A 21,423-nucleotide genomic window follows, 5' to 3' on the forward strand; every position below is an offset into this window, starting at 1 on the left:
TAATAAAGACATAAGCAAAGATAAAATAGCAACACTATTTGTAAAATACAGACATAGAGACAACCCAATATAAACAGTGTAATCAATTATCAGTTAAATATAATTTTATTATCGAAAAGTGCTTAATTAAAAGTGTAAGAATTATAACTAAGTCCCTGGTAGATGATATTGACTACTACTGAATTCAATAGTACTTATAAAGGTAAGAGCACATATAAACTGATTGCCAATTAATATGTGCTTAAGTGTCTGATTGACGATTAAAAGCCCGAGCCTAGGTTAAAATACAATGCCCGCTCCTCTTCACTGGCGGCGACATCCACTCCCATATGAATGCCGTAACGTCTGGCAATTTGATAGCGAAAGCCAACACCATAAGCATTAACGGAGTCGCTGCTGTCTTGTATTGATTCCGTCTCTGTCTCTGTTTGGCCGTAACCGTAAAAGGTCGATACCGTCCAGCGGTGATCTATGTGATACATCAACTGCGCTTGTAAGGTGCCGACTTGATCACCTTGATATCGAAATGCTGATACACCACGAAGATCAACATAAGGCTTAGTGGTAGGTGAAAGGCTGGTGTCTTTCTCATACAATTCCTGATAACTAGCAGCGACCGCAAAGGTCCACTTTTTAGCAATAGGGAAATAAAACTCGCCACTGGTATCTAAGGTACCGTAATGACTGTCAGAACCTAACGCCTCATCATATAACATGTATTCAGCCGATAAAATGTAACCCTTTTTCGGGAAAAACATATTATCTCTAGTGTCATACTCGGCCACCAAACCAAGACCTGAGGTGGTATGTTTATCACCCAGTGCGGTTTGCAAAAACCAATCAACTACAGCGTTTGATGATGAGACACTGGACACTGACCATAGCTGTTTTAAGCCCAACAATAATGGCGTATCAGCCACTCTAAACTGCAGTTTTTGCATCGCAAAGTAAGCTTCGGTAGTGGTATCAAATTTGAGGTTTTTCCCTTCAGGTAGTAAGCCACCTAAATTAGTATAAATATCTAAATTCGCCTTAGCAGCACCTGCGCCGCCGGTATAACGAATACTATCGTTTAACCAAGAATGACGGTGCCCCGCAAAAGCAAACCAAGTACCATTGGCTGTCGCGCCGCCGCCCACCAAGGTCATTGCTGCAGGAATTAACTGGGCGCCGCCATCAATAGACTCAAGGGCTTTTTGTTTACGTAGTTCTTTTTCTTCATCGGTTTCGTGCAAAAACAAGCCCATCAAACCACCACCAGCACCAACTGCAGGCTCAGTAATTAAAATAGGAACCGGTAAAAAACCATAGGCATTTTCAGCGAGGTGATAGCCAAGATCAAATTGGCCATCTTGCTGGTCAAAAAAATAAGACTGTTCAGCAGATGCTTGCCAAGAAGCCATCGCTAAAATGCACAATGAGATTTTTTTAAACATGAAGTACCTAACCAAGTAAAAAGAGTACCAGTACTGAATCGGCCGTCCCCAAAAATACCAATATGGGTTAGCACAATAAAACTCAGCAGCATTAACGATAAAAATTATGACTTAATTAAAGCAGTTTTTCGACTCACTGTTGAAGGATCGAACCATTCAATCCCATCACAACTAAGGTTCAGTGCAGTGTGAATACAAAAAAGCCTATCTATCACAGGATAAATAGGCCAATTCTAATTCTAATTTAAGCAAATGATTTAACTCATTTTTCTGATAACACTCACAGGTGCAATCCGTAATGCCCAATGCAATATTGCCCATGGCCAACCTGGCACAAAAGCGTTGGCTTTTTCTTTATTAATCGCTTTTACTAACGCCTTACAACCGGTTTCGGTATCGACAATAAAGGGGATTTTTTCAACCCCTTCATTGATCTCACTTTGAATAAAACCAGGGTGAATACAGCTTACTTTTATCGGCGTATTCATTACATCAATACGTATGCCTTCACTAAGAGATGTTAGCGCTGCTTTAGTGGCTGCGTAAACTGTCATCGCCCGTCTAAAACCACGTACTGCACTGACAGATGATATGGTGACTAAATGCCCTGAATTTTGAGCCCTAAAGATAGCCATTGCCGCCTCAGCCTGTGCAAGCGCGGCAATAAAATTGGTTTCTGCGGTTTGTTTATTGGCATGAAAATACCCAGTACCAATGGAAGCACCTTTGCCCATGCCCGCATTAATAATAATGCGGTCTAACGGCCCCATTTCAGCGTTAAATTGATCAAAAACGCTAAAAACAGCCTCATGATCATTCACGTCTAAGGCTTTTATCAGCACGTTAATTTGCGGGTTAATTTGTTCTAGCTCAGCCTTGAGCTCAACTAACCTATCCATTCGGCGCGCACACAGTGCTAAGTTAGATCCCTGTTTTGCAAATTCAATGGCCATTCCTCGACCTAAACCCGAACTTGCCCCGGTGATCAAAATATTTTTTCGCATCTTATTATCCATTTTATGATGAGTTATTTTTATTATTTACATGGGCTATTTAAGCCCATTTTAGGCGCTGTTACAGCAAAAATAAGCACTTAGGTGTAAGTAATTATCCTTTTATCCCCTTGTTGCTCGAATATATCGTGCTCATTTAATGACGACAATGACCACTGCTTGTCCTGACCTCTGGCCACCACTTTGGTCACGCCGCCATTGACTAATGACCAATTAATATCGACAAACTGTGTTAGCGGCAATCCCAATAATAAACTGGCAATCACGCTAATTGGTCCGCCCGATGAATAGACCAAAATGGTTTTACCGTGATGCTCGCTGGTTAAGCGCTCAAAAACACCTATGACCCGTTGCTGAAAATCACTCCAAGATTCTGTATATAGGTTGTTTTCATTTAACTTAGCCGTTGCAGATGCCTGTGTCCACTGCTCCATAGCGCCGAAAAAGTGCTGCTGAAAAGCCGCGAGAGGATCGGGCTCTTGAGCTAAAAATGCGCGCATTTTACTGGGGCTGGTAAACTCAGGATGATACGCACCGAGAATATTTTGATGGTCATATTCATTCCAGCCAGCATCTTGCTCACTTAAACTTATCAGTGCATCATCGGCCAAACCAAAGGTATCTAGGCTATGCTGCGCGGTTTGCTGATGGCGTAACATTGAGCCTGTTATCACGAGATCTGGCGTAATGGTTTTATTGGCTAAATATCGCCCCACCAGCTTAGCCTGCTCAATGCCTAAATCAGATAACTGATCATAATCATCGGCATGAAAACTGGCTTGGCCGTGACGAATTAGAAAAATTTTACTCATGGTAAGTCCCATCACTAAATGCTGAATTTGCTGCGTTAAGCGCCTTATATAATGCCCATAAACCGTTTTTACATCCAAATGCTAAATCATGCTCAACAGCATTTAAAGCCCGTAAGAGCGACCTGTTTATTTCATTAACATAGCCTATTTTTAAAGGGGATTCGACAGTCTTTAATCATGATACAAAAGAAGCCTTTTTAGTTACTTGATTAGGAAGCAAAGAATTGAGTTATGAGGGTAAGTGATAGTGAATTAGAGCGCTTTTATTCGCATTAAGAATTACGCAGTCCAAGTTGGATTGCAGTGCCAAGCTTGCACCCACTTAGGCACCTGTGCTGCTGGCATAGGTCTAGAAATACCATAACCTTGAGCTATAGTGCAGTGAAGTGATAACAGCTTGTCAGCTTGTGCCTTGTTTTCTACCCCTTCAGCTATGACCCCAAGGTCAAAGATATCTGCTAGGCCTATGATAGCCTTCACAATAGCAAGATCAGACGTATCTGTTAACATATCCCGAATAAAGCTCTGATCTATTTTTAATTTCGTAGCAGGCAAGCTTTTAAGGTAGGTAAGTGATGAGTAACCGGTACCAAAATCATCTAAGGCAAACTTAACGCCCATTTGTAAACAGGCGTTCATTCGCTGACTAATTTTAACCATATCTTCTAAGGCACTGGTTTCTAATATCTCCATTTCCAATAGCTCGGGAGAAATATTAGGGTAAGCGGTTAAAGCTGCAGCTAAGTTGGCGACAAAGTCACTACTTTGCAATTGGCTGGCGCCAATGTTGACACTAACGGGAATCGTTAAGCCTTTTTCTTGCCACTCATCTAGTTGTTTAAGTACAGTATCAATTACCCACTCGCCTATTTTAATGCTAATTAAGTGGTCTTCAATCATGGGTAAAAAGACTTCTGGCAGCAATAATCCTTGTTGCGGATGCTGCCAGCGCAGCAATGCTTCAACCCCCACTACTTTCCCTGTGTTCATATTTACTTTAGGCTGAAAATAAAGAACAAACTCTTGGTTTTCGTAAGCCTGAATAATACACTCAAGGCTCTTTCGTTTCGTTTTCGAGGCTTCAGCAGAGTCCTTATCAAAAAATAAATAACAGCTTTTGCCTGCGTCTTTCGCTTGATACAGCGCATGATCAGCTTGTCTTAGCAATAAGTCTGGATCGGTGCCATTTTGCGGGTACAGTGTTACCCCAATACTGGTTGAAGCTTGCAGTATTTCTTCATTGCAAATAATACTTTGCGATGCAGCCACCAGCATCCGCTGTAATACTGGCTCACAATCGCTGGCCTGTTCAAGGTCGCTCAGCACTGCAACAAACTCATCACCGCCAATACGCGCTAAAAAGTCTCCTGCACGCAGCGCACTTTTCAACGCCAGTGAAATTAAAACTAAGAATTGATCGCCAGTGCTATGGCCGTGGGTATCGTTAATGGCTTTAAAGCCGTCTAAATCAAGATAAGCCAGTGCCAGCTTTTTACCGCGTCGCTGGCTCTGTTTTAGTGCCTGCGCTAACTTATTGGCCAGTAATGCTCTATTGGGTAAACCAGTTAACATATCGTGATGGGCGGTATGCTCTAGTTGCTGCTGGTGCGCTTTTTTATCGGTTATGTCAGTAAACATTGAGACATAGTGCATGACCTTGCCATACACATCACGCACCGCACTGATTGATTGCATTTGCGGATAAATTTCGCCGTTTTTGCGTTTATTCCATATTTCATCACACCAATAGTTATGCTGTTTCAGCGTGCTCCACATACCGTCGTAAAAGTCTGCAGACTGTCGACCCGATCTGAAAATTCGTGGGTTTTTACCAATGGCCTCTTGACGGCTAAAGCCTGTTATCTGAGTGAAAGTGTCATTAACTTCAAGGATATTGCCCTTTAAATCGGTGATCATGATGCCTTCATGAGCATGACTAAAAACACTGGCGGCAAGTTTTAATTTTATTTCAGATTTTTTAGTGGCGGTAATATCTGTCAGTGCGCTAAGGCATTCAAGGCCATCTTCGTTAATAGTAAGCTTTAACTGTACCGTGCTTAGCTTATTATCGATGTTAAGTTTTATCTCACTGTCTGGAGAGTCAACGCCTTGAAAAGTATTGGCAAGGTGGGCGTTATATTGCAGTAGGGAGTCTTCAGTTAAGTATGCTCCAAGGCGTTTACCCAGTATATTTTTACGGGGCATACCTAACATACTTGCAGCGGTAAAATTAGCCTGAGTGATATACCCAGTGCGATTTAGCGAAACATAACCTACTGGGGCTAAATCATATAATGCTTGATAGTTTGCAGCGGCTGATTCGGCGATATCTCTGGCCACTATTAGCTCGTTTTGCTGCATCTCTAATTCGATTTGATGCACCTGTAACTCATGTAATAATCGTTCAGCTGCAACCTCATCCGCTAGTGAGCAGCGCTCATTGCACTCATTGCAATCATGTTTATGCTGACACTGCATAGAATCCTTCCGCAATGAATTCAGGCTTTGAATAGTTGGCTTTATACCCTTGTTCATTGCGTGCACTTGGTCATGGCTATCTTCCTTTGCCTTTGGATATCACTTTGCTATTCCATCTTGCAAAGTTTCTCCAGATTATTTTGTACATCCACCAATAAATTCCTAAGCTCTGCTTCAGAGGAGTTATTCCCCCGCTTAAGTATTTCCCTTACATTATTTAAGGTTTTTAAGTTGTGCTTTTTATCGGTAATGTTTTTAGTCACACAAACAAACAGACCTTGTTGTTGTGAGTACATTGAACATTCAAACCATTGCTTAGTTTCTTTTACGTAATACTCAATTTTTTCTGGCTTGCCAGACATAGCGACGCGACCACAAGCAGCCATAAAGTCACTATTCGATTGGAGGATATTTGGAATGACTTCACTGCCATTTTTTCCAATTACGTCATGTAGTTCGGTTATGCCAACATAAGCGTTGTTTACTTCAAGATAGTTGAAGTCTACCGCTTTGTCATTGTTCAAAATGATTCTTTTATAGGCAACTGCATGGGAGGAATTTTCAAATAATAATCGGAATCGCGATTCCGATTGCGTCATGGCAATACTCGCCATTCTGTTTTCAGTATTGTCACTAAAGGTGATCACTACGCCATCGATGAGGTTTTCTTGGGTGCGATAAGGCATGATGCGCACGATATACCAGCGACCATCATGGGTTTGCACCTCTGTTTGCTGAAATATCAGGCTCCGCAGCACTTCGCAGGCATCATCAGCCAAGGCGGGATAAATTAACGAGCTAACTAAATCAGTGATCGGACGACCAACATCACTGGCAATGAGTTTGAAAATACTGCGTGTTTCAGTGGTATAACGGCGCACCTTAAGATCGCTATCTAAAAACAAGGTGGCAATATTGGTGCTATTAAGCAGGTTTTTCATGTCATCACTGGCTTCTGACAACTCATTAACTTTAGTGTTTAGCTCATGATTGACGGTTTGTAATTCCTCATTCATCGACTGCATTTCTTCTTTAGAGGTGGTCAGCTCCTCGTTAGTACTTTGCAGCTCTTCATTGGTGCTTTGTAATTCTTCATTAGTCGACTTGAGGTTTTCTTGTGCAAACTGCATCTCATTGGTGGTGATCCTTAAATCATCCCGAGCCTGTTGCAGGACTTGGTTTAAGGCAACTATTTCATCAGTATCAGTAGCGCTATCAACGCCATCAGCGCTACTGTGCGTGCTTAAAGCCGAAGTCTGCATTGATGATTCACTAAACAGCACCAATACCATGCCACACAGACTTGCAGGTTGCAGCAATGGTTGCACACTCACATCCACTTGCACTGCATTGCCATTAGTCCCCACACTAATATTTCTTAGTTCAGCCTTCTTCTTTTGGCGCACAGCCCGATTAAACACTTCACTTATGGGCGCAGTTAAACCTTCACGAGCCATTGCAAATAGATTGTGATTCACTTTACCGGCTGCGGGCTCTAAATAATTGCCAGTTTTACCATTGATATAGACGATATCCGCTTGCTCTGTGGTCAGCAACGCCGCTGGCACAAAGTGCTCTTGCAACAGCGATTGGGTCAAGTCTTCTAAGTTCAAATCATCAACTCCTTGGGTTTTAGCGGGCACCAGTTTTTCAAACATTTGCTCAGGTGAATAGCCACCTGAGGTTCTGCTTGGAAAGCTCATTAAATTAATCGGTTCAATTGTCTCGCATCGCTGATAAATACGCAGTTTTTCATGCACAGCACTAAACAGGACGTCGTCTTTACCTATGGTTTCAGAGGTGCCTAACACCAGCACCCCACCAGGATTTAAGCTGTAATGAAATAAGGGGATCAGCTTTTGCTGTAAATCCGCTTCTAAATAGATAAACAAGTTTCGACAACTGATTAAATCAAGCTTAGTAAATGGTGGATCGGTGACCAGATTTTGCTGGGCAAAAATAACCATTTCCCGTATTTCTTTACCGATGCGGTAACCTGCCTTATTGGCCACAAAATAATGATCTAATAGCGTTTGAGCAATATCATCTGCAATACTCGCCGGGTAGATCCCAGCTCGGGCTTTTTTAACCGCGTCATTATCAAGATCGGTGGCAAATATCTGCAACTCAAAATGCTGGGGATAACTCCCTTGCTTTAAGGCTTCTTGAAACACGATTGCCAATGTATAAGCCTCTTCACCGCTAGAGCAAGCAGGTACCCAAGCTCGCAAGGTGCCGCCTTCTGGGTGTTTAGCCAGCAATGCTGGAATAACCTCATCCTGAAGCTGCAGCCAAACCTGACTGTCACGGAAAAAGTGTGTCACACCAATGAGTAACTCGTTAAACAGCAGTTCATTTTCTTGGGCATTACTGCGTAAATACTGAGCATAGTCAGCAATGGTGGTGAGCTTATGCAAAGCCATGCGCCGCTCAATACGTCTATAAATGGTGCTTTTTTTGTAACGGGAAAAATCATGCCCTGTATGGGATCGCAGCAAGGCGATGACTTTTTTAATGTCGTGGTGATCTTGTTCAGTATTTTCAACCTGAATAGGCATGTGGTTGAGGTAATTAACCACATTATCCATTAACACATCTGCGGGTGCTACAGCATCAACTAGTCCGGTATCAATGGCACTTTTAGGCATACTGGCAAATTTGGCCGTATCAGGGCGCTGTACAAACACTGCACCAAATTTTTCTTTGATAGCCCGTAACCCAAGCGTGCCGTCTGAGCCCATTCCCGACAGAATCACCGCAATGCTTTGAGCCTGTTTATCAGCCGCTAAAGACTTAAGAAAATAATCTATCGGTAAATGTAACCCATGGGGCTCAACACGAGGAAATAGCAGTAATGTCCCATTTAAAAGAGTTAGGTCATAAGCGGGCGGGATAACATATACATGATTGGGCTTAACCATCATGCGATCGCTAATTTGTAGCACCTTAAGCGGGGTTACACGCTGCAACAGCTCACACATAATGCCTTTATGGTGAGGGTCTAGATGCTGCACCACCACAAAAGCCATACCGCAATCAGCTTTAGCCTGGCTTAAAAACTGCTCAATGGCCTCAAGGCCGCCAGCAGAAGCACCAATACCAATAATAGGAAAGTCAGCCTTTGTCGCCGACGTTTTTACATCAGTTGTCAGCGGAGTCGGCGCGGTAGCAGCATTGGGCTTTTTCATTATTTGAAGTGATTTTATGTTAAAGAAGTCGAGTTTAGATAATGCGCCCCATGAGCAAGAAACTCAATAAACTTAGCCTCATTACTGATTAATAAGGACTTTAATACATATATTGGTCGTAATTACAGACGATTCAATCATAGAGGTTAGCACTAAGCACCTCTATAACGGATGATTTAGCTATTGTATAGTGGCCATTAATATTCACCTTATCGCATTAGTTATTATTAAATAAAGTGCCACCCATTGTTAATGTTTGAAAGTCATGATAACAATAGCCTTCATCATTAACGATTAGCAGGTTGCTGCACCTGTGTTTTTCGGCCGCGAAAGTGCTTAACCCAATACACTAATAAACTAGGGCCAATGTACATAGTTAAACCATATACCCCTGCGGCAATAGCATACTCAGGTTCATGCAAAAAACTGATCGCAATTAATATTGCCAAAGCCGCATTTTGCATACCAACTTCAATGCCTAACGTTAGTCCATCAATAATGGATAATGAGCACAACCTAGCCAGTAATAGCCCCATCATTACCGATAATATATTCAGTGAAATACTCGCCAGAAAGACTTGTTCAAATGATTCGAGTAACAACTCACGCTCTTTGATTATCAGGGCAATAATCATAGTGAGCATAAAAAACAGTGAAAACCGCCTAAAATACACTGCCACTTTTTGTGCCCAAGATGCGTAATGGTGCCGAATCACTATGCCTATCAATACAGGCAGTAAAGTAATCAGCACCAGCCCTAAGGCCGCTGCCAAAATTGAAAACTCTGTCGCTTGATCACCTACAAATAACAGCACCGAGTAACCAATAATAAACGGCGTGGTAAACACACAAATTAATGTGGATAACGCCGTTAAACTGACTGATAGTGCTAGATTTGCTTTAGCTAAATGACTAAAGACATTAGACATAGTGCCGCCGGGACAAGCTGCAAGGATCATCAAACCTACCGCCAATGCAGCATTAAGGTCTAACGCGATACAAATACCTAGCGCCAACAAAGGCAGCAGAATCACTTGCCCAAGCAAACCCACTATAATGGGTTTAGGTGTGCGCCATAAGCGCGTAAAATCTTGCTGAGTTAAACTCAACCCCATACCAAGCATAATAAAGGCCAATGCCAGCGGTAATAACACCTCAGTAAAAATTGACGCTTCCATACATCCCCCCCTGATGTCCATTGATGTCCATTGATGTTATTTATCCCTGCAGGTACTTTCTACTGGCACTTTTTGCTGACGCCTATAATCACTGTTTGCTCTCGCTTTAATCAAGAAAACGACTATCTTGAGCAAGCACTTGTTGGAACAAGGGCTGAAAGTTACCCCATGTCACCAAGTCAGAACCATTAAACTGACGGGTTTTAGTGGCAATTTCATCGCTAATAAGCTGCATATTGCCCGCTGCTTGTGCCAATAATTGACTATGGCAACAACTGTCCATCATCACAAAGTTAGCCACCGCAGCATCTACTGATTTAGCCACGGTTAACAGCCCATGGTTTTGTAAAATAACTGCGGTATTATCAGCTAATGATTCAGCAATCATATCGCCTTCACTTAATTCAGCGACAACTCCTGTGAACGCATTAAACACACTGTGATTTTGATAAAACATACAAGCATCTTGGGAAATTGGCGCTAATAACTCACCCGAGGCAGAAAAAGCGCGACCATAAGTGGTATGCGCATGAGCAATGGCATTCACATCCGGTCTGGCATGATGGATCCTAGAATGAATGGCAAAAGCGGCATTATTAATGGCAGAGTTCCCCTCAATAATATTACCCTGGTGATCAACCCTAACTAAGTCAGAGACTGTAATGTGGCCGAAGTACATCCCAACAGGATTGACCCAAAAAGTCTCTGGTTCAATGCAGTCACGCAAGGTAATATGCCCTGCTAATCCTTCATCAAATCCTTTAAGGGCAAACGCCCTAAAACCTGCCGCTAAGCGCTGCTTTTCATATTCACGTTGCTCTAGCGGATCGCTAAATGTCGCTGGCATTGGTAGCTTATATTTCTCACTACCTATGGTCATGCGCTTCGCTTGTTCCATCATATGACTATTCATTAACTGTTCCTTTTTTAACTCATGTTAATCTAATGTAAATAGTCGTAAGATAAATAAAAGTGATATAAATTTATGGCGAAACATTAATATGATGCATAGTAAGATTGATTTAAATTTGTTCTTAGTGCTCAAAGCTGTCTATCAAGAAGGCAGTATTACCGCCGCTGCGACTAAACTGCATCTTACCCAGCCAGCGGTTAGCCACGCACTAGCACGATTACGAGACAAATTTAACGACCCACTGTTTATCCGCCACGGCAGAAAAATGGTGCCTTCATCCGTTTGCCAGAACATTATTCCCCAAGTGATTGACGGATTAGCAGTGTTAGAGCAAACACTGTCAGACAATACAGCCTTTGATGTCAGTCAACATCAGCGGGAGATTAAGTTTGGTTTTCGCGATATTTTAGAATCGATATTTTTCCCAGTATTGGTCACTGACTTACTGACAAATACCCCTAATATCACAGTAAATAGCCGTCAAGTTACACAGGTTGAAATGGAGCCCGCGTTAATGCATCAAGACTTAGATATTGTCATTGATGTATTAATGCCAACCCATGACGATATTCGCCACACACTAGTGTGTAATGAGCGGTTTTCGTTAATATGCCGCCAAGGTCATCCGATATTGCAAGACTTAACCTTAGCCAACTATGTTAATTTCCCCCACGCCTTGGTCACCTTAAAAGATTCCAAAGTTGACCTCGTGGATATGGCGTTAGCGATGCACGGGCTTGCGAGAAAAATAGCCTTGCGATGTGAGCATTATTTTGCCGCCACCAGCGTGATCAGTCGCAGCGATATGTTACTGACTATGCCAAATGCTTACGCCAGTCTACTCAAAGATAAAATGCCCGTGAGTGTGGTAGAGCTGCCCTTTGAAGTACCCGATTTACCTGTCTATATGTATTGGCATAAACAAGCGGAGCAAGACCCATTAAATGGTTGGATGCGAGATAAACTGTTAAAAATCGCAAAGGAAGAGTTAGACTTAAGAGTTGAGCACAAGCAGCCATAAAAGAACCCGTAACTCACGCACTCCTTATTCTCCAAAAGGGGGCTTTGTGATGTAATAACACGCTGACTTACAATCACTATAGCGCCTATTTTATTATCGTCTAGACACTCAATACTCTATTACAGCCAATGACTAACGCCTCAAATATTGAGTCATAACCAATAACAAGCCAATGAAAAGCCAACCAACATAACGGCCATGTTATTTTGATCCATATGCTAATAAATGAATCGATAATTGAGCTCTTTCATGGTTTAGACATTAAATAATTATCATCATAATTCACTTTATTGCATGAGTTATGACAAAGCAGTCTATTTAAAACAACGGTTGACGATAGACAGCAACAAGCGGGTTCACCATAATCGCCCTAAAATAGCAGATGCACTTAAACACTTGAAAATAATGTCATTTGTTTAATTTCTGTTTTGAATTTGTTATCAAATGTAGTGGGTTGGTCTAGTGGAAATAAATAAAAATCAAGCGGTGATGGCCGTTGCCATTTTGCTATTAACCTTAGTGGTTGGTGCGACTCAATTAGCCAATGACGGGCTGTTTTTACGCTTGTTATTAGGCCTTAGTTTAGGCTTTGCGTTAGCCAAAGGCGCCATCGGTTTTGCAGGCAGTATTAACCGCGCTTACCGCCGCGGCTCTACTCAATTATTGCAAACCCTGATGTTCATGTTTGTGATCACTGCCATCATCAATGCCGGTTTATTGCTTAACGCTGATAGCCAGCACTATGATTTATGGATTAACCCCATTAATGCAGGGCTATTGATTGGCGGCATCATGTTTGGTGCAGGCATGAGCTTATCCAGCTGCTGCGCAACGGGGATGATGGTGGAGTTTGTCAGTGATGTGCCAAGAGCGGCAATTACCTTAGTGTTTTTTGGCGCGGGAGTCTTTTTTGGCTTTCCATTACAAAGCAGCCAAAGCTGGATAACGGATAGCTGGTTTTCATCAGCAAGCTATCAAGGTAAAGGGGTATTTTTACCCGACTTGTTTGCTGGCACGCCGCTAAATGGTTACTTCATGTCAATTTTAGTGACCATAGTTTTAGCGTTAACCGTGGTGATTATTGCCAAAAAATATGAAAACTATCGCCGCCGTAAAGGCTCATACTTAGGTGTCGCCGGTGAAATTGAGCGTCAACAGCTTCAATCCCAAAGCGTTAACCGTGATGCAGACACACAGTTCACGTTATTTAGCCGTAAAACATATCAAAACTGGCTTGCCAGCCTGTGGCAAATGCGCACCACAGCATTAGTTATTGCCGTTATTTTTGGCATCATGATGGCAAGTACTGGCTCAGGCTGGGGCGCATCGACCCCCTTTGGTATTTGGTTTGCTAAAGGTTTGATGTTGTTTGGGGTTGAAATGAACACCATTACCGAAATAAGCCAGCGCCCTGAAGCTATGTTCAGCACGCCTTTTTTTGAACACGGGGTATCAGTACAAAACTTGGCGATTTTCTTAGGCACGCTCATCGCGGTGTTATTTATGGGTAAATTTAAATTCTCATTTGCCATAAACCACTCCACAAAACAGCTGGCATTGTTTGCTTTAGGTGGACTGTTAATGGGCTTTGGTACACGCTTTGCTAACGGCTGTAATGTCGGCGCCTTGTTCACCCCAATTGCTAATTTCTCATTATCTGGTTGGGTATATTTACTGGTACTTGTCATCGGCGCCATTGCAGGTAACCGTTTCCAACAAGCGGTAATGAAATAAGTTACTGATAGACTAGACAGCAAAAAGCCCGCTTATCTTTCGATAAGCGGGCTTCGTACTATTAGGTGAGCTGGCCGATAAGCCGGGTCCTGTCTTGGACAGTTATTCATCTAGGCCTGCAATCGCTCACAGGCTCAAGCGACCTACCCGGTCCCAACGCGAGCAGCGCCATACGGGACCCTATTTGGTCTTGCTTCGGATAGAGTTTACCTTGCTACGAACTATTACTAGCCGCACGGTGCGCTCTTACCGCACCCTTTCACCCTTACCAACCGAAGTTGGCGGTCTCCTCTCTGCTGCACTTGTCGTCGGTTTACACCGCCCAGGCGTTACCTGGTATCCTGCTCTTTGAAGCCCGGACTTTCCTCCCCGTTCTTGCGAACGCAGCAACTGTCTGGCCAACTCGGCGCGGATTATAGCCTAAGCCACTGCAACACACCAACTAAAATATGGCTTTATGGCAAACCATATGAAGCTGAGGTAAACAGGTTGAGCTAACTACTCAACTCAACCTATTCTCTATAGACCGATTTCTAAACCGTATTTGTAAAGGGCATTCTTTTTAAGGCCGTAGATTTCGCCAGCCAATGCCGAGGCTTTTTTAAGTGGCAGTTCTTTACATAGCAATTTTAAAGTATTGATCACCACTGTGGGTATTTCTGAATCACTGTCACTGCGGTGACCATGGATCATTAATACGATTTCGCCTTTTTGCTGATTTAAGTCATCTTTAACTTGTTGCAGTACAGCGCCTGCTGCGCCAGATAAAAAGGTCTCAAAGGTTTTAGTCACTTCACGGGCCATGACAATTTCACGGTCTTCGCCTAATGCCGCCACAATTGACTCTAAACTGTGCACTATGCGATGTGGTGATTCATAGAAGATTAAGGTTCTTGAGTCTTCTTTAAGTGCTGATAATTTGTCTAAACGGCCTTTTTCTTTTGAAGGTAAAAAGCCTTCAAATGAAAAACGATCTGAAGGTAATCCTGATGCACTTAAGGCGGTAATTGCTGCGCAAGGGCCCGGCAACGGAATAACATTGTAACCTGCTTCACGCACCTGTTTGACCAAGTGGTAGCCAGGATCTGAAATGAGCGGCGTGCCCGCATCAGAAATAAGTGCCACAGCTTCACCATTACTCAGCTTTTGAATAATCCACTGGGCTCTGTCACGTTCATTATGATCATGCAACGCCGTCTTACGGGTTTCAATGCCAAAATGACTGAGCAATTTACCACTATGACGCGTGTCTTCACAGGCAATAAGTTTAACGTTATTAAGCACCTCGATTGCACGGCTGCTGATGTCTCCTAAATTGCCTATAGGAGTGGGAACGATATAAAGTGCGACCGATAGGTCCATAACTACCTCTGTATTGACTATCATCAAGACTTTCGCCAAGTGAAAGAGCAGGTTAAACTAGAGTCAGCATCTTACCAGAGTGAAGCCCTGTGTTAAAAAGACTGAATACAACTAAATTTGTTTTCGCCGCCATTTTATCAGCCGTGTTATTTGGTTGTGCGACTCAACCTACTGAAAATAAACAGGCTATTGATAGCTCAATGGCATCCGTTGAACAAACGGCTAATGTTTATTTATCTGCAGCAAGCAATGCTAAACAGCCGCAAATTCGCGACCGCTATTTGCTACTTGCCGCACATGCTTATATCAATGATGGCAATTTTGTTGCCGCAAACAAGCTTTTGACCTCGATGAAAGCTGATTTGCAAAGTGATTTAAGCATTCAGGCTGAGTATATTTACCTTTCTGCGCGGGTGGCTGAAAACACCAGCTCAGATGCCGATGCATTAGCAATTTTACGCTATCCTAGCCAATGGAAATTACCCCAGTGGCAAAGAGTCACTTATCATCAATATAAAGCCCGCTTATTTAATCAAACTAAGCAGCCTATTGATGAGCTTAGACAATTAAGTTTACTCAGTTTATATCTTCCGCAGCAGCAAGCCTTTGAAGTGAATGACACTATTTGGCGTACGCTACAGCCACTGCATGAAGAAACCATTAAAAGCTTTATGAGTGACAACAGCAATCCCACTTTTTCAGGCTGGTTACAGTTAGCCTATATTGCCAAACATTATGCGGTTGACCCATCACAGCTAGTTCGTTACTTAGGTGAGTGGCAACAAGCCAACCCTAATCACCCAGGCGCTGCGAAACTGCCATCAGATTTAGAACAAGCCTTAAATGCCAAACCTTTTAAACCACAAAATATTGCAGTGTTATTGCCGTTAACAGGCCGACGAGCCAGTGTTGCAGAGCCAATTAGACAAGGTTTAATTGCCAGCTATATGGCGGCATTTGAAGACAATGTTGAGCTTAATTTCTTTGACACTAACCTTGGGGTTGAGCAAGCTTATCAAGCTGCTATTGCTGCTGGTGCTGAATTTGTGATTGGGCCGCTATTGCCTTCCGCGGTTGAAGAGCTACAAGCACTTAATGAGCAAGATTTGCTCACTGTGCCGCAGCTGTATTTAAATCAAACCGACAGCTTTACCCCAGAAAATGATCAGTTTTACTTTTCATTATCGCCAGCACAAGAAGCTAGCGATGCTGCGCAAAAACTCTATGAAGATGGCATCACGCTACCGTTATTGTTAGTCAGTAATGACTCAACGGGTAAACGTATGGCAGAAAGCTTTAATAAAAAGTGGCTTGAGCTCACTGAAGACAATGCTGAAGTCCACTTTTATGATCGCGGCGATCAGATGAAGCTAACAGTACAAGAAGCCTTAGGTGTTAAAGACAGCCAAGCGCGAATTGCTAGAATAAAAGAGCTGATTGGCAACAATATTGAAGCTGATTTTCGCTCACGTCGTGATATTGATGCTATTTACATGATCTCAGCCGCAAAAGATTTAGTGCTATTAAAGCCCTTTTTAGACGTCAATTTTAGTGTGTTTGCCGATCCGGTTGCCCTGTATACCACCAGCCGCAGCCGTTTAAGTGGCAGCTCGACTCAATCGGCTCAAGAGCTTAACAACCTGATGATCAGTGATATCCCTTGGTTAATGGGCACGAATACTGAAACCACCATGGTCAAAAAACTCTGGAGCAATTGGAATAACAGCCAGAAGCGTTTATACATCATGGGTTATGACGCCCTTGATTTAGTCAATCGTTTAGCGCAAATGCGCGCCTTTCCTGGCTACCAGTTTAATGGTCGTAGTGGCGCATTATCGGTGGATGAAAATGGCGTAATTGAACGTAAACTCAGTTGGGGTAAATACCAACGAGGCCAGCTGCGCCCATTATGATGTCGTCAACTGTGGGTCAAGGCCAACAGGCTGAATTAACCGCACGTACTTACCTTGAACAGCAAGGCCTTAAGTTTGTGGCTCAAAATCAGCGTTACCGCTTTGGTGAAATTGATTTAATCATGCGCGACCAACAAACTTGGGTCTTTGTTGAAGTAAAATTTCGCTCATCAACCCAATTTGGCGGCGCACTCACCGCCCTGTCTGCAGCACAGATTTCTCGCATCAGAAAAGCAGCCCAACAGTATATACAAACCCATAAAATCAATGCCCCATGCCGTTTTGATATGGTTGCCATTAACACAACCGACATTCAATGGCTTCAGGGGTGTTTTTAAACAGCCATTTTTAGCTATAATGCTGCTCAATTGAAGAAATAAAGCATGCTAGCAACACTTTACCTTGTAAGGATTTAACCCATGTTAGAACGTATTAAAGATAGCTTTACAGAGTCAATTCAAACCAAGATTGATGCTGCTGAAGCATTACCAGAGTCGATTGAGAAAGCGGCTGAAATGATGGTGCAATGTCTTTTAAGTGGTAACAAGATCCTAGCCTGTGGTAATGGTGGCAGTGCAGGTGACGCGCAGCATTTCTCAGCTGAGTTATTAAACCGCTATGAAATTGAGCGTCCACCGCTACCTGCTATCGCGTTAAGTTGTGACACTTCAACCATTACAGCTATTGCTAACGATTACAGCTATGACGAAATTTACTCAAAGCAAATCATGGCACTGGGTCAACCAGGTGATATTTTATTAGCAATTTCGACCAGCGGTAACTCAGGTAACATCATTAAAGCCATGGAAGCTGCATTAAGCCGTGACATGACTATTGTGGCATTAACCGGTAAAGACGGCGGCGCTATGGCGGGCTTGATGAGCGCTGGCGATGTTGAAGTACGAGTTCCATCCAATGTCACTGCGCGTATTCAAGAAGTTCACTTATTAGCAATTCACTGCTTATGTGACAATATTGACCGCACTCTGTTCCCACAGGACGAGCAAGCATGATAAAAACGGCTCTTGTCATAGCAATACTTTTCCTTCTTCAAGGCTGCGCTGGCGTGGTGATGGTTGGTGCTGTTGGCGGGGCCAAAATGGTCAATGATGAGCGTAGTATGTCGACACAAATCAGTGATACCAATGCCGACTTTGAAATTACCAGCGCACTGTCTAAGCATGAAGATATTCATAACCAGACCAATATTACCGGTGTGGTGTTAAACAGTAATGTATTGATGATTGGTCAATCTCCTAACTCAATGTTGCGTGATAAAGCCATTAAAACGGTACAAGAGCTGGAAATTGGCGGCAAATTACATAATCAAATTCGCATTGGTAACCCTACCTCATTTACCACTCGCAGCAACGACACTTGGGTAACAACCAAGGTTAAAACGCGGATGCTAAATGAGAAGTCTTTGGATGTGACCCGAGTTAAAGTGATCACGGAAAACGGCGAGGTATTTTTACTGGGGTTAATCGATCGCGAACAAGCGGATATTGCGGTTGATATCGCCCGCAATACTTCTGGTGTACGTAAGGTAATCAAAGTATTTGAGTACGTCGATAAAGATGACTAGCTCAATAACTCATCATTAGACTGCCAATAAAAAGAGTTTGTATAGACTATTTTTATTGGCTGTTGCTAATGAGTAACCTTCTATTATTGCGTTTCGACCAACCTATTAGCCAATACTTTACGCTTGGCTATCAAGACTTTTCCACATATTGAAACGAGTGTTGTCGGCAGCACAATCAACCCAGCTCCCAGCCAACCGAGCCCATCTAACCATTCCCCAAACCATACCCATCCAAACATGACACAAAATAGTAATCCTGAGTATTCAGCCACGGCGATTTCAAACCATTAGCCTTTATTGGCAGCTCACAAAAAGCCAGCTTGATGCTGGCTTTTTTTGTCTTAAAAAAACAGATACTACACAATCATACCGATTTTCTCGTAGACCTTTTTGATCGTCTCTTCTGCACGAGCTTGTGCCTTTTCAGCACCGGCTTTAAATACTGCATTAAGATAATCTTCATCGGCTCTAATCTCACGGTAGCGCTCTTGCAGCGGCTCAAGCATAGCGACAACTGCTTCACCGGTAGCGACTTTTAAGTGACCGTACATTTTGCCTTCAAAGTCTTTTTCAATTGACTCGATTGACTGACCATTACAACCTGACATCAGGCTTAACAAGTTTGAAACGCCTGGTTTTTCTTCAACGTCAAAACGCACCACTGGTGGCTCTTGGCTATCGGTCATGGCTTTTTTCACTTTCTTCATAATCGCTTTAGGATCATCAAGTAAACCAATAACGTTGTTACGGTTTTCATCCGACTTAGACATTTTCTTAGTCGGCTCTTGCAGTGACATGACTTTTGCGCCCGTTGGCGGAATAAACGGCTCTGGCACGACAAACGTATCACCATAGGCATTATTAAAGCGCGTCGCGATATCACGGGTTAGCTCTAAGTGCTGCTTTTGATCTTGACCAACAGGTACTTCGTTAGCTTGATATAGCAAGATATCTGCAGCCATTAATACAGGGTAATCAAACAAGCCAACATTGATGTTGTTTGCATGCTTTTGCGACTTATCTTTAAACTGGGTCATACGGCTTAGCTCACCCATTTGGGTGTAACAGTTTAACGCCCAGCTCAGCTGTGTATGCTGCGGAACTTGAGATTGTAAAAATACCGTGCTTTTTTCAGGGTCGATACCGCATGCAAGGTAAATAGCTAAGGTATCTAAACAGGCTTCACGTAGTTTCGCAGGGTCTTGTCTTACAGTAATTGCATGTAAATCAACTACGCAATAAATACAGTCGTGGCTATCTTGCATGTTAACCCATTGACGAAGTGCGCCCATGTAGTTACCAATACTCAGCTCACCTGATGGTTGAGCACCACTAAACACGATAGGTTTTGCAGTCATTCGTTTATTGCTCCATTGATGTTGCATTCATTTCAGCGGATAAATTCAGTAGCGCTAAAATTTCATTAAATTGTTCACATACTGCCGTTGGGCTGCTCAGGGCGATATCTTCACCGTAGTTGTAGCCATAGGTCAAGCCAATTGAGCTTAGACCGGCAGATTTCGCAGCGAGTATGTCATTCTTTGAGTCACCTACCATAAGCAGTTGTGCTGGCTCAAGTTGCCATTGCTGCAAAATATGCGTTAATGGCAATGGGTCGGGTTTCATTTTTTCTAACGAGTCGCCACCAAGTACAAGATCAAAAAACGCACTTATACCAAAAGACTCAAGTAACGGTGTGGTAAATTTGTACGGTTTGTTAGTCACAATTGCCATGTTATAGCCAGCAGCTTTTATCTGCTTCAAGGTGCTTAACACGTTAGGGTACAAGCTACTGTGTTTTTCTAAATGAAGCCCATAGTGGTGCATAAACCTTGGCATAACTTGCTCTAATTGAGCGTCAATAGCCTGCGTATCAGTCACTTGTGGTTGAGCAAACATTAAAGCGCGGCGCATTAACATATTGGCACCATTGCCAACCCAGCTTCTAACTTGCGCTTCTTGTGCGTTAGGTAATGATAACTCTGTTAGTGTTGCATTAGTTGCCGCAGCTAAATCAGGAACGCTATCAATAAGTGTTCCATCTAAATCAAAAGCGATGGCTTTAATATTAGAAAATACTGTCATAATTAGCCTTCAACTTTTGCTAGTTCATCACGCATTTGATCAACAACTACTTTGTAATCAGGTTGATTGAAAATAGCAGAGCCTGCGACAAACATATCGGCGCCTGCAGCAGCGATTTCAGCAATATTATCTACTTTTACCCCACCGTCGACTTCTAAACGGATGTCATAACCGCTGGCATCAATAATGTCACGCACTTGCTTAAGCTTAGCCAGTGTCGATGGGATAAATGACTGGCCACCAAAACCTGGGTTTACTGACATTAATAAAATCACATCCAATTTGTCCATCACATGGTCAAGGTAATGTAATGGTGTACCAGGATTAAACACTAAGCCTGCCTTACAGCCTGATTCTTTAATCAGCTGTAGGCTGCGATCAAGATGTTCTGTGGCTTCTGGGTGGAAAGTTATAATTGATGCGCCTGCTTTAGCAAAATCAGGAATTAGACTATCAACAGGCTTAACCATTAAATGTACATCAATATCAGCAGTAATGCCGTAGTCCCGCAACGCTTTGCATACCATAGGGCCAATGGTTAAATTAGGCACATAATGATTATCCATAACATCGAAATGAACAACGTCAGCACCGGCATCTAAAACGGCTTTAACGTCATCACCTAAACGGGCGAAATCGGCAGATAAAATAGATGGGGCAATCAAAAATGGACGCATAGTCTTCTCGAGGCGGTTATAAGTGACA

Annotated in this window: 17 protein-coding genes, 1 other RNA gene and 1 pseudogene; 6 read left to right on the plus strand and 13 right to left on the minus strand. The window is 42.8% G+C overall.

The window, feature by feature from the left end:
* Window positions 1–260: 260 nt before the first annotated feature.
* The 7 genes from BCU57_RS17315 to BCU57_RS17345 all read right to left on the minus strand — a co-directional run bounded on the left by BCU57_RS17315 (window position 261) and on the right by BCU57_RS17345 (window position 11,018).
* Window positions 261–1,436, minus strand: a complete 1,176-nt coding sequence (locus tag BCU57_RS17315) for a BamA/TamA family outer membrane protein (protein ID WP_102440321.1) — start codon at window positions 1,434–1,436, stop codon at window positions 261–263.
* A gap of 257 nt (window positions 1,437–1,693) precedes the next feature.
* Window positions 1,694–2,440, minus strand: coding sequence for an SDR family oxidoreductase (locus BCU57_RS17320; protein WP_102440322.1), 747 nt, complete (start codon window positions 2,438–2,440; stop codon window positions 1,694–1,696).
* A gap of 89 nt (window positions 2,441–2,529) precedes the next feature.
* The gene (locus tag BCU57_RS17325) at window positions 2,530–3,261 is read right to left on the minus strand and encodes a histidine phosphatase family protein (protein ID WP_102440323.1); all 732 of its coding nucleotides are present in this window, start codon (window positions 3,259–3,261) and stop codon (window positions 2,530–2,532) included.
* Between the two features lie 279 nt (window positions 3,262–3,540).
* Complete coding sequence (locus BCU57_RS17330; RefSeq protein ID WP_241903588.1) at window positions 3,541–5,739, minus strand: GGDEF and EAL domain-containing protein; 2,199 nt, start codon at window positions 5,737–5,739, stop codon at window positions 3,541–3,543.
* A gap of 107 nt (window positions 5,740–5,846) precedes the next feature.
* On the minus strand, window positions 5,847–8,927 hold the full coding sequence (locus tag BCU57_RS17335) for a chemotaxis protein CheB (RefSeq protein ID WP_102440325.1): 3,081 nt from the start codon (window positions 8,925–8,927) through the stop codon (window positions 5,847–5,849).
* Between the two features lie 287 nt (window positions 8,928–9,214).
* Window positions 9,215–10,105 (minus strand): bile acid:sodium symporter family protein, encoded by an 891-nt coding sequence (locus BCU57_RS17340; RefSeq protein WP_102440326.1) that lies wholly within the window; start codon window positions 10,103–10,105, stop codon window positions 9,215–9,217.
* 106 nt (window positions 10,106–10,211) lie between these two features.
* A complete protein-coding gene (locus BCU57_RS17345; protein ID WP_102440327.1) occupies window positions 10,212–11,018 on the minus strand; it encodes a class II aldolase/adducin family protein in 807 nt (268 codons plus the stop codon).
* 88 nt (window positions 11,019–11,106) lie between these two features.
* Between BCU57_RS17345 and BCU57_RS17350 the strand changes: the two genes are divergently transcribed.
* Both BCU57_RS17350 and BCU57_RS17355 read left to right on the plus strand, forming a co-directional pair.
* Window positions 11,107–12,039: a LysR family transcriptional regulator gene (locus tag BCU57_RS17350; RefSeq protein ID WP_102440328.1), complete on the plus strand. Its 933-nt coding sequence runs from the start codon at window positions 11,107–11,109 to the stop codon at window positions 12,037–12,039.
* Window positions 12,040–12,501: 462 nt separating this feature from the next.
* Window positions 12,502–13,773 carry a YeeE/YedE family protein gene (locus BCU57_RS17355; protein ID WP_102440329.1) on the plus strand — a complete coding sequence of 424 codons (1,272 nt, stop codon included), beginning with the start codon at window positions 12,502–12,504 and terminating at the stop codon, window positions 13,771–13,773.
* Window positions 13,774–13,835: 62 nt separating this feature from the next.
* Here the strand turns inward: BCU57_RS17355 and rnpB are convergent.
* Window positions 13,836–14,179, minus strand: an RNA gene (rnpB, locus tag BCU57_RS17360) — RNase P RNA component class A.
* Between the two features lie 113 nt (window positions 14,180–14,292).
* Window positions 14,293–15,135, minus strand: a complete 843-nt coding sequence (gene rsmI, locus BCU57_RS17365) for a 16S rRNA (cytidine(1402)-2'-O)-methyltransferase (protein WP_102440330.1) — start codon at window positions 15,133–15,135, stop codon at window positions 14,293–14,295.
* An 89-nt stretch (window positions 15,136–15,224) separates the two neighbouring features.
* On the opposite strand from rsmI, the gene BCU57_RS17370 reads away from it, so the two are divergent.
* The 4 genes from BCU57_RS17370 to BCU57_RS17385 all read left to right on the plus strand — a co-directional run bounded on the left by BCU57_RS17370 (window position 15,225) and on the right by BCU57_RS17385 (window position 18,633).
* Window positions 15,225–17,048, plus strand: coding sequence for a penicillin-binding protein activator (locus BCU57_RS17370; RefSeq protein ID WP_102440331.1), 1,824 nt, complete (start codon window positions 15,225–15,227; stop codon window positions 17,046–17,048).
* Complete coding sequence (locus tag BCU57_RS17375) at window positions 17,048–17,386, plus strand: YraN family protein (protein WP_372001410.1); 339 nt, start codon at window positions 17,048–17,050, stop codon at window positions 17,384–17,386. The genes BCU57_RS17370 and BCU57_RS17375 overlap by 1 nt, the downstream gene beginning before the upstream one ends.
* A gap of 81 nt (window positions 17,387–17,467) precedes the next feature.
* A complete protein-coding gene (locus BCU57_RS17380) occupies window positions 17,468–18,061 on the plus strand; it encodes a phosphoheptose isomerase (RefSeq protein ID WP_076541969.1) in 594 nt (197 codons plus the stop codon).
* Complete coding sequence (locus tag BCU57_RS17385) at window positions 18,058–18,633, plus strand: BON domain-containing protein (RefSeq protein WP_102440332.1); 576 nt, start codon at window positions 18,058–18,060, stop codon at window positions 18,631–18,633. The genes BCU57_RS17380 and BCU57_RS17385 overlap by 4 nt, the downstream gene beginning before the upstream one ends.
* An 83-nt stretch (window positions 18,634–18,716) precedes the next feature.
* Here BCU57_RS17385 and BCU57_RS17390 read toward each other — a convergent pair.
* The 4 genes and pseudogenes from BCU57_RS17390 to rpe form a co-directional block, all read right to left on the minus strand.
* Window positions 18,717–18,914 (minus strand): annotated as a pseudogene (locus tag BCU57_RS17390) (EamA/RhaT family transporter); the annotation flags it as partial.
* Between the two features lie 75 nt (window positions 18,915–18,989).
* Window positions 18,990–19,991, minus strand: coding sequence for a tryptophan--tRNA ligase (gene trpS, locus BCU57_RS17395; protein ID WP_102440333.1), 1,002 nt, complete (start codon window positions 19,989–19,991; stop codon window positions 18,990–18,992).
* A gap of 4 nt (window positions 19,992–19,995) precedes the next feature.
* Window positions 19,996–20,718: a phosphoglycolate phosphatase gene (locus BCU57_RS17400; RefSeq protein WP_102440334.1), complete on the minus strand. Its 723-nt coding sequence runs from the start codon at window positions 20,716–20,718 to the stop codon at window positions 19,996–19,998.
* 2 nt (window positions 20,719–20,720) lie between these two features.
* Window positions 20,721–21,395, minus strand: a complete 675-nt coding sequence (rpe, locus tag BCU57_RS17405) for a ribulose-phosphate 3-epimerase (RefSeq protein WP_102440335.1) — start codon at window positions 21,393–21,395, stop codon at window positions 20,721–20,723.
* Between the last annotated feature and the right edge of the window lie 28 nt (window positions 21,396–21,423).

The organism is Shewanella sp. 10N.286.48.B5 (assembly GCF_002874355.2).
Taxonomy (GTDB): Bacteria; Pseudomonadota; Gammaproteobacteria; order Enterobacterales; family Shewanellaceae; genus Shewanella.

Excerpts from the sequence above, each read along its gene's own strand:
- BCU57_RS17315 (WP_102440321.1), bottom strand. The coding sequence starts at position 1,436 with ATGTTTAAAAAAATCTCATTGTGCATTTTAGCGATGGCTTCTTGGCAA.
- BCU57_RS17320 (WP_102440322.1), bottom strand. The coding sequence starts at position 2,440 with ATGCGAAAAAATATTTTGATCACCGGGGCAAGTTCGGGTTTAGGTCGA.
- BCU57_RS17325 (WP_102440323.1), bottom strand. The coding sequence starts at position 3,261 with ATGAGTAAAATTTTTCTAATTCGTCACGGCCAAGCCAGTTTTCATGCC.
- BCU57_RS17330 (WP_241903588.1), bottom strand. The coding sequence starts at position 5,739 with ATGCAGTGTCAGCATAAACATGATTGCAATGAGTGCAATGAGCGCTGC.
- BCU57_RS17335 (WP_102440325.1), bottom strand. The coding sequence starts at position 8,927 with ATGAAAAAGCCCAATGCTGCTACCGCGCCGACTCCGCTGACAACTGAT.
- BCU57_RS17340 (WP_102440326.1), bottom strand. The coding sequence starts at position 10,105 with ATGGAAGCGTCAATTTTTACTGAGGTGTTATTACCGCTGGCATTGGCC.
- BCU57_RS17345 (WP_102440327.1), bottom strand. The coding sequence starts at position 11,018 with ATGAATAGTCATATGATGGAACAAGCGAAGCGCATGACCATAGGTAGT.
- BCU57_RS17350 (WP_102440328.1), top strand. The coding sequence starts at position 11,107 with ATGATGCATAGTAAGATTGATTTAAATTTGTTCTTAGTGCTCAAAGCT.
- rsmI (WP_102440330.1), bottom strand. The coding sequence starts at position 15,135 with ATGGACCTATCGGTCGCACTTTATATCGTTCCCACTCCTATAGGCAAT.
- BCU57_RS17375 (WP_372001410.1), top strand. The coding sequence starts at position 17,048 with ATGTCGTCAACTGTGGGTCAAGGCCAACAGGCTGAATTAACCGCACGT.
- BCU57_RS17380 (WP_076541969.1), top strand. The coding sequence starts at position 17,468 with ATGTTAGAACGTATTAAAGATAGCTTTACAGAGTCAATTCAAACCAAG.
- BCU57_RS17385 (WP_102440332.1), top strand. The coding sequence starts at position 18,058 with ATGATAAAAACGGCTCTTGTCATAGCAATACTTTTCCTTCTTCAAGGC.
- trpS (WP_102440333.1), bottom strand. The coding sequence starts at position 19,991 with ATGACTGCAAAACCTATCGTGTTTAGTGGTGCTCAACCATCAGGTGAG.
- BCU57_RS17400 (WP_102440334.1), bottom strand. The coding sequence starts at position 20,718 with ATGACAGTATTTTCTAATATTAAAGCCATCGCTTTTGATTTAGATGGA.
- rpe (WP_102440335.1), bottom strand. The coding sequence starts at position 21,395 with ATGCGTCCATTTTTGATTGCCCCATCTATTTTATCTGCCGATTTCGCC.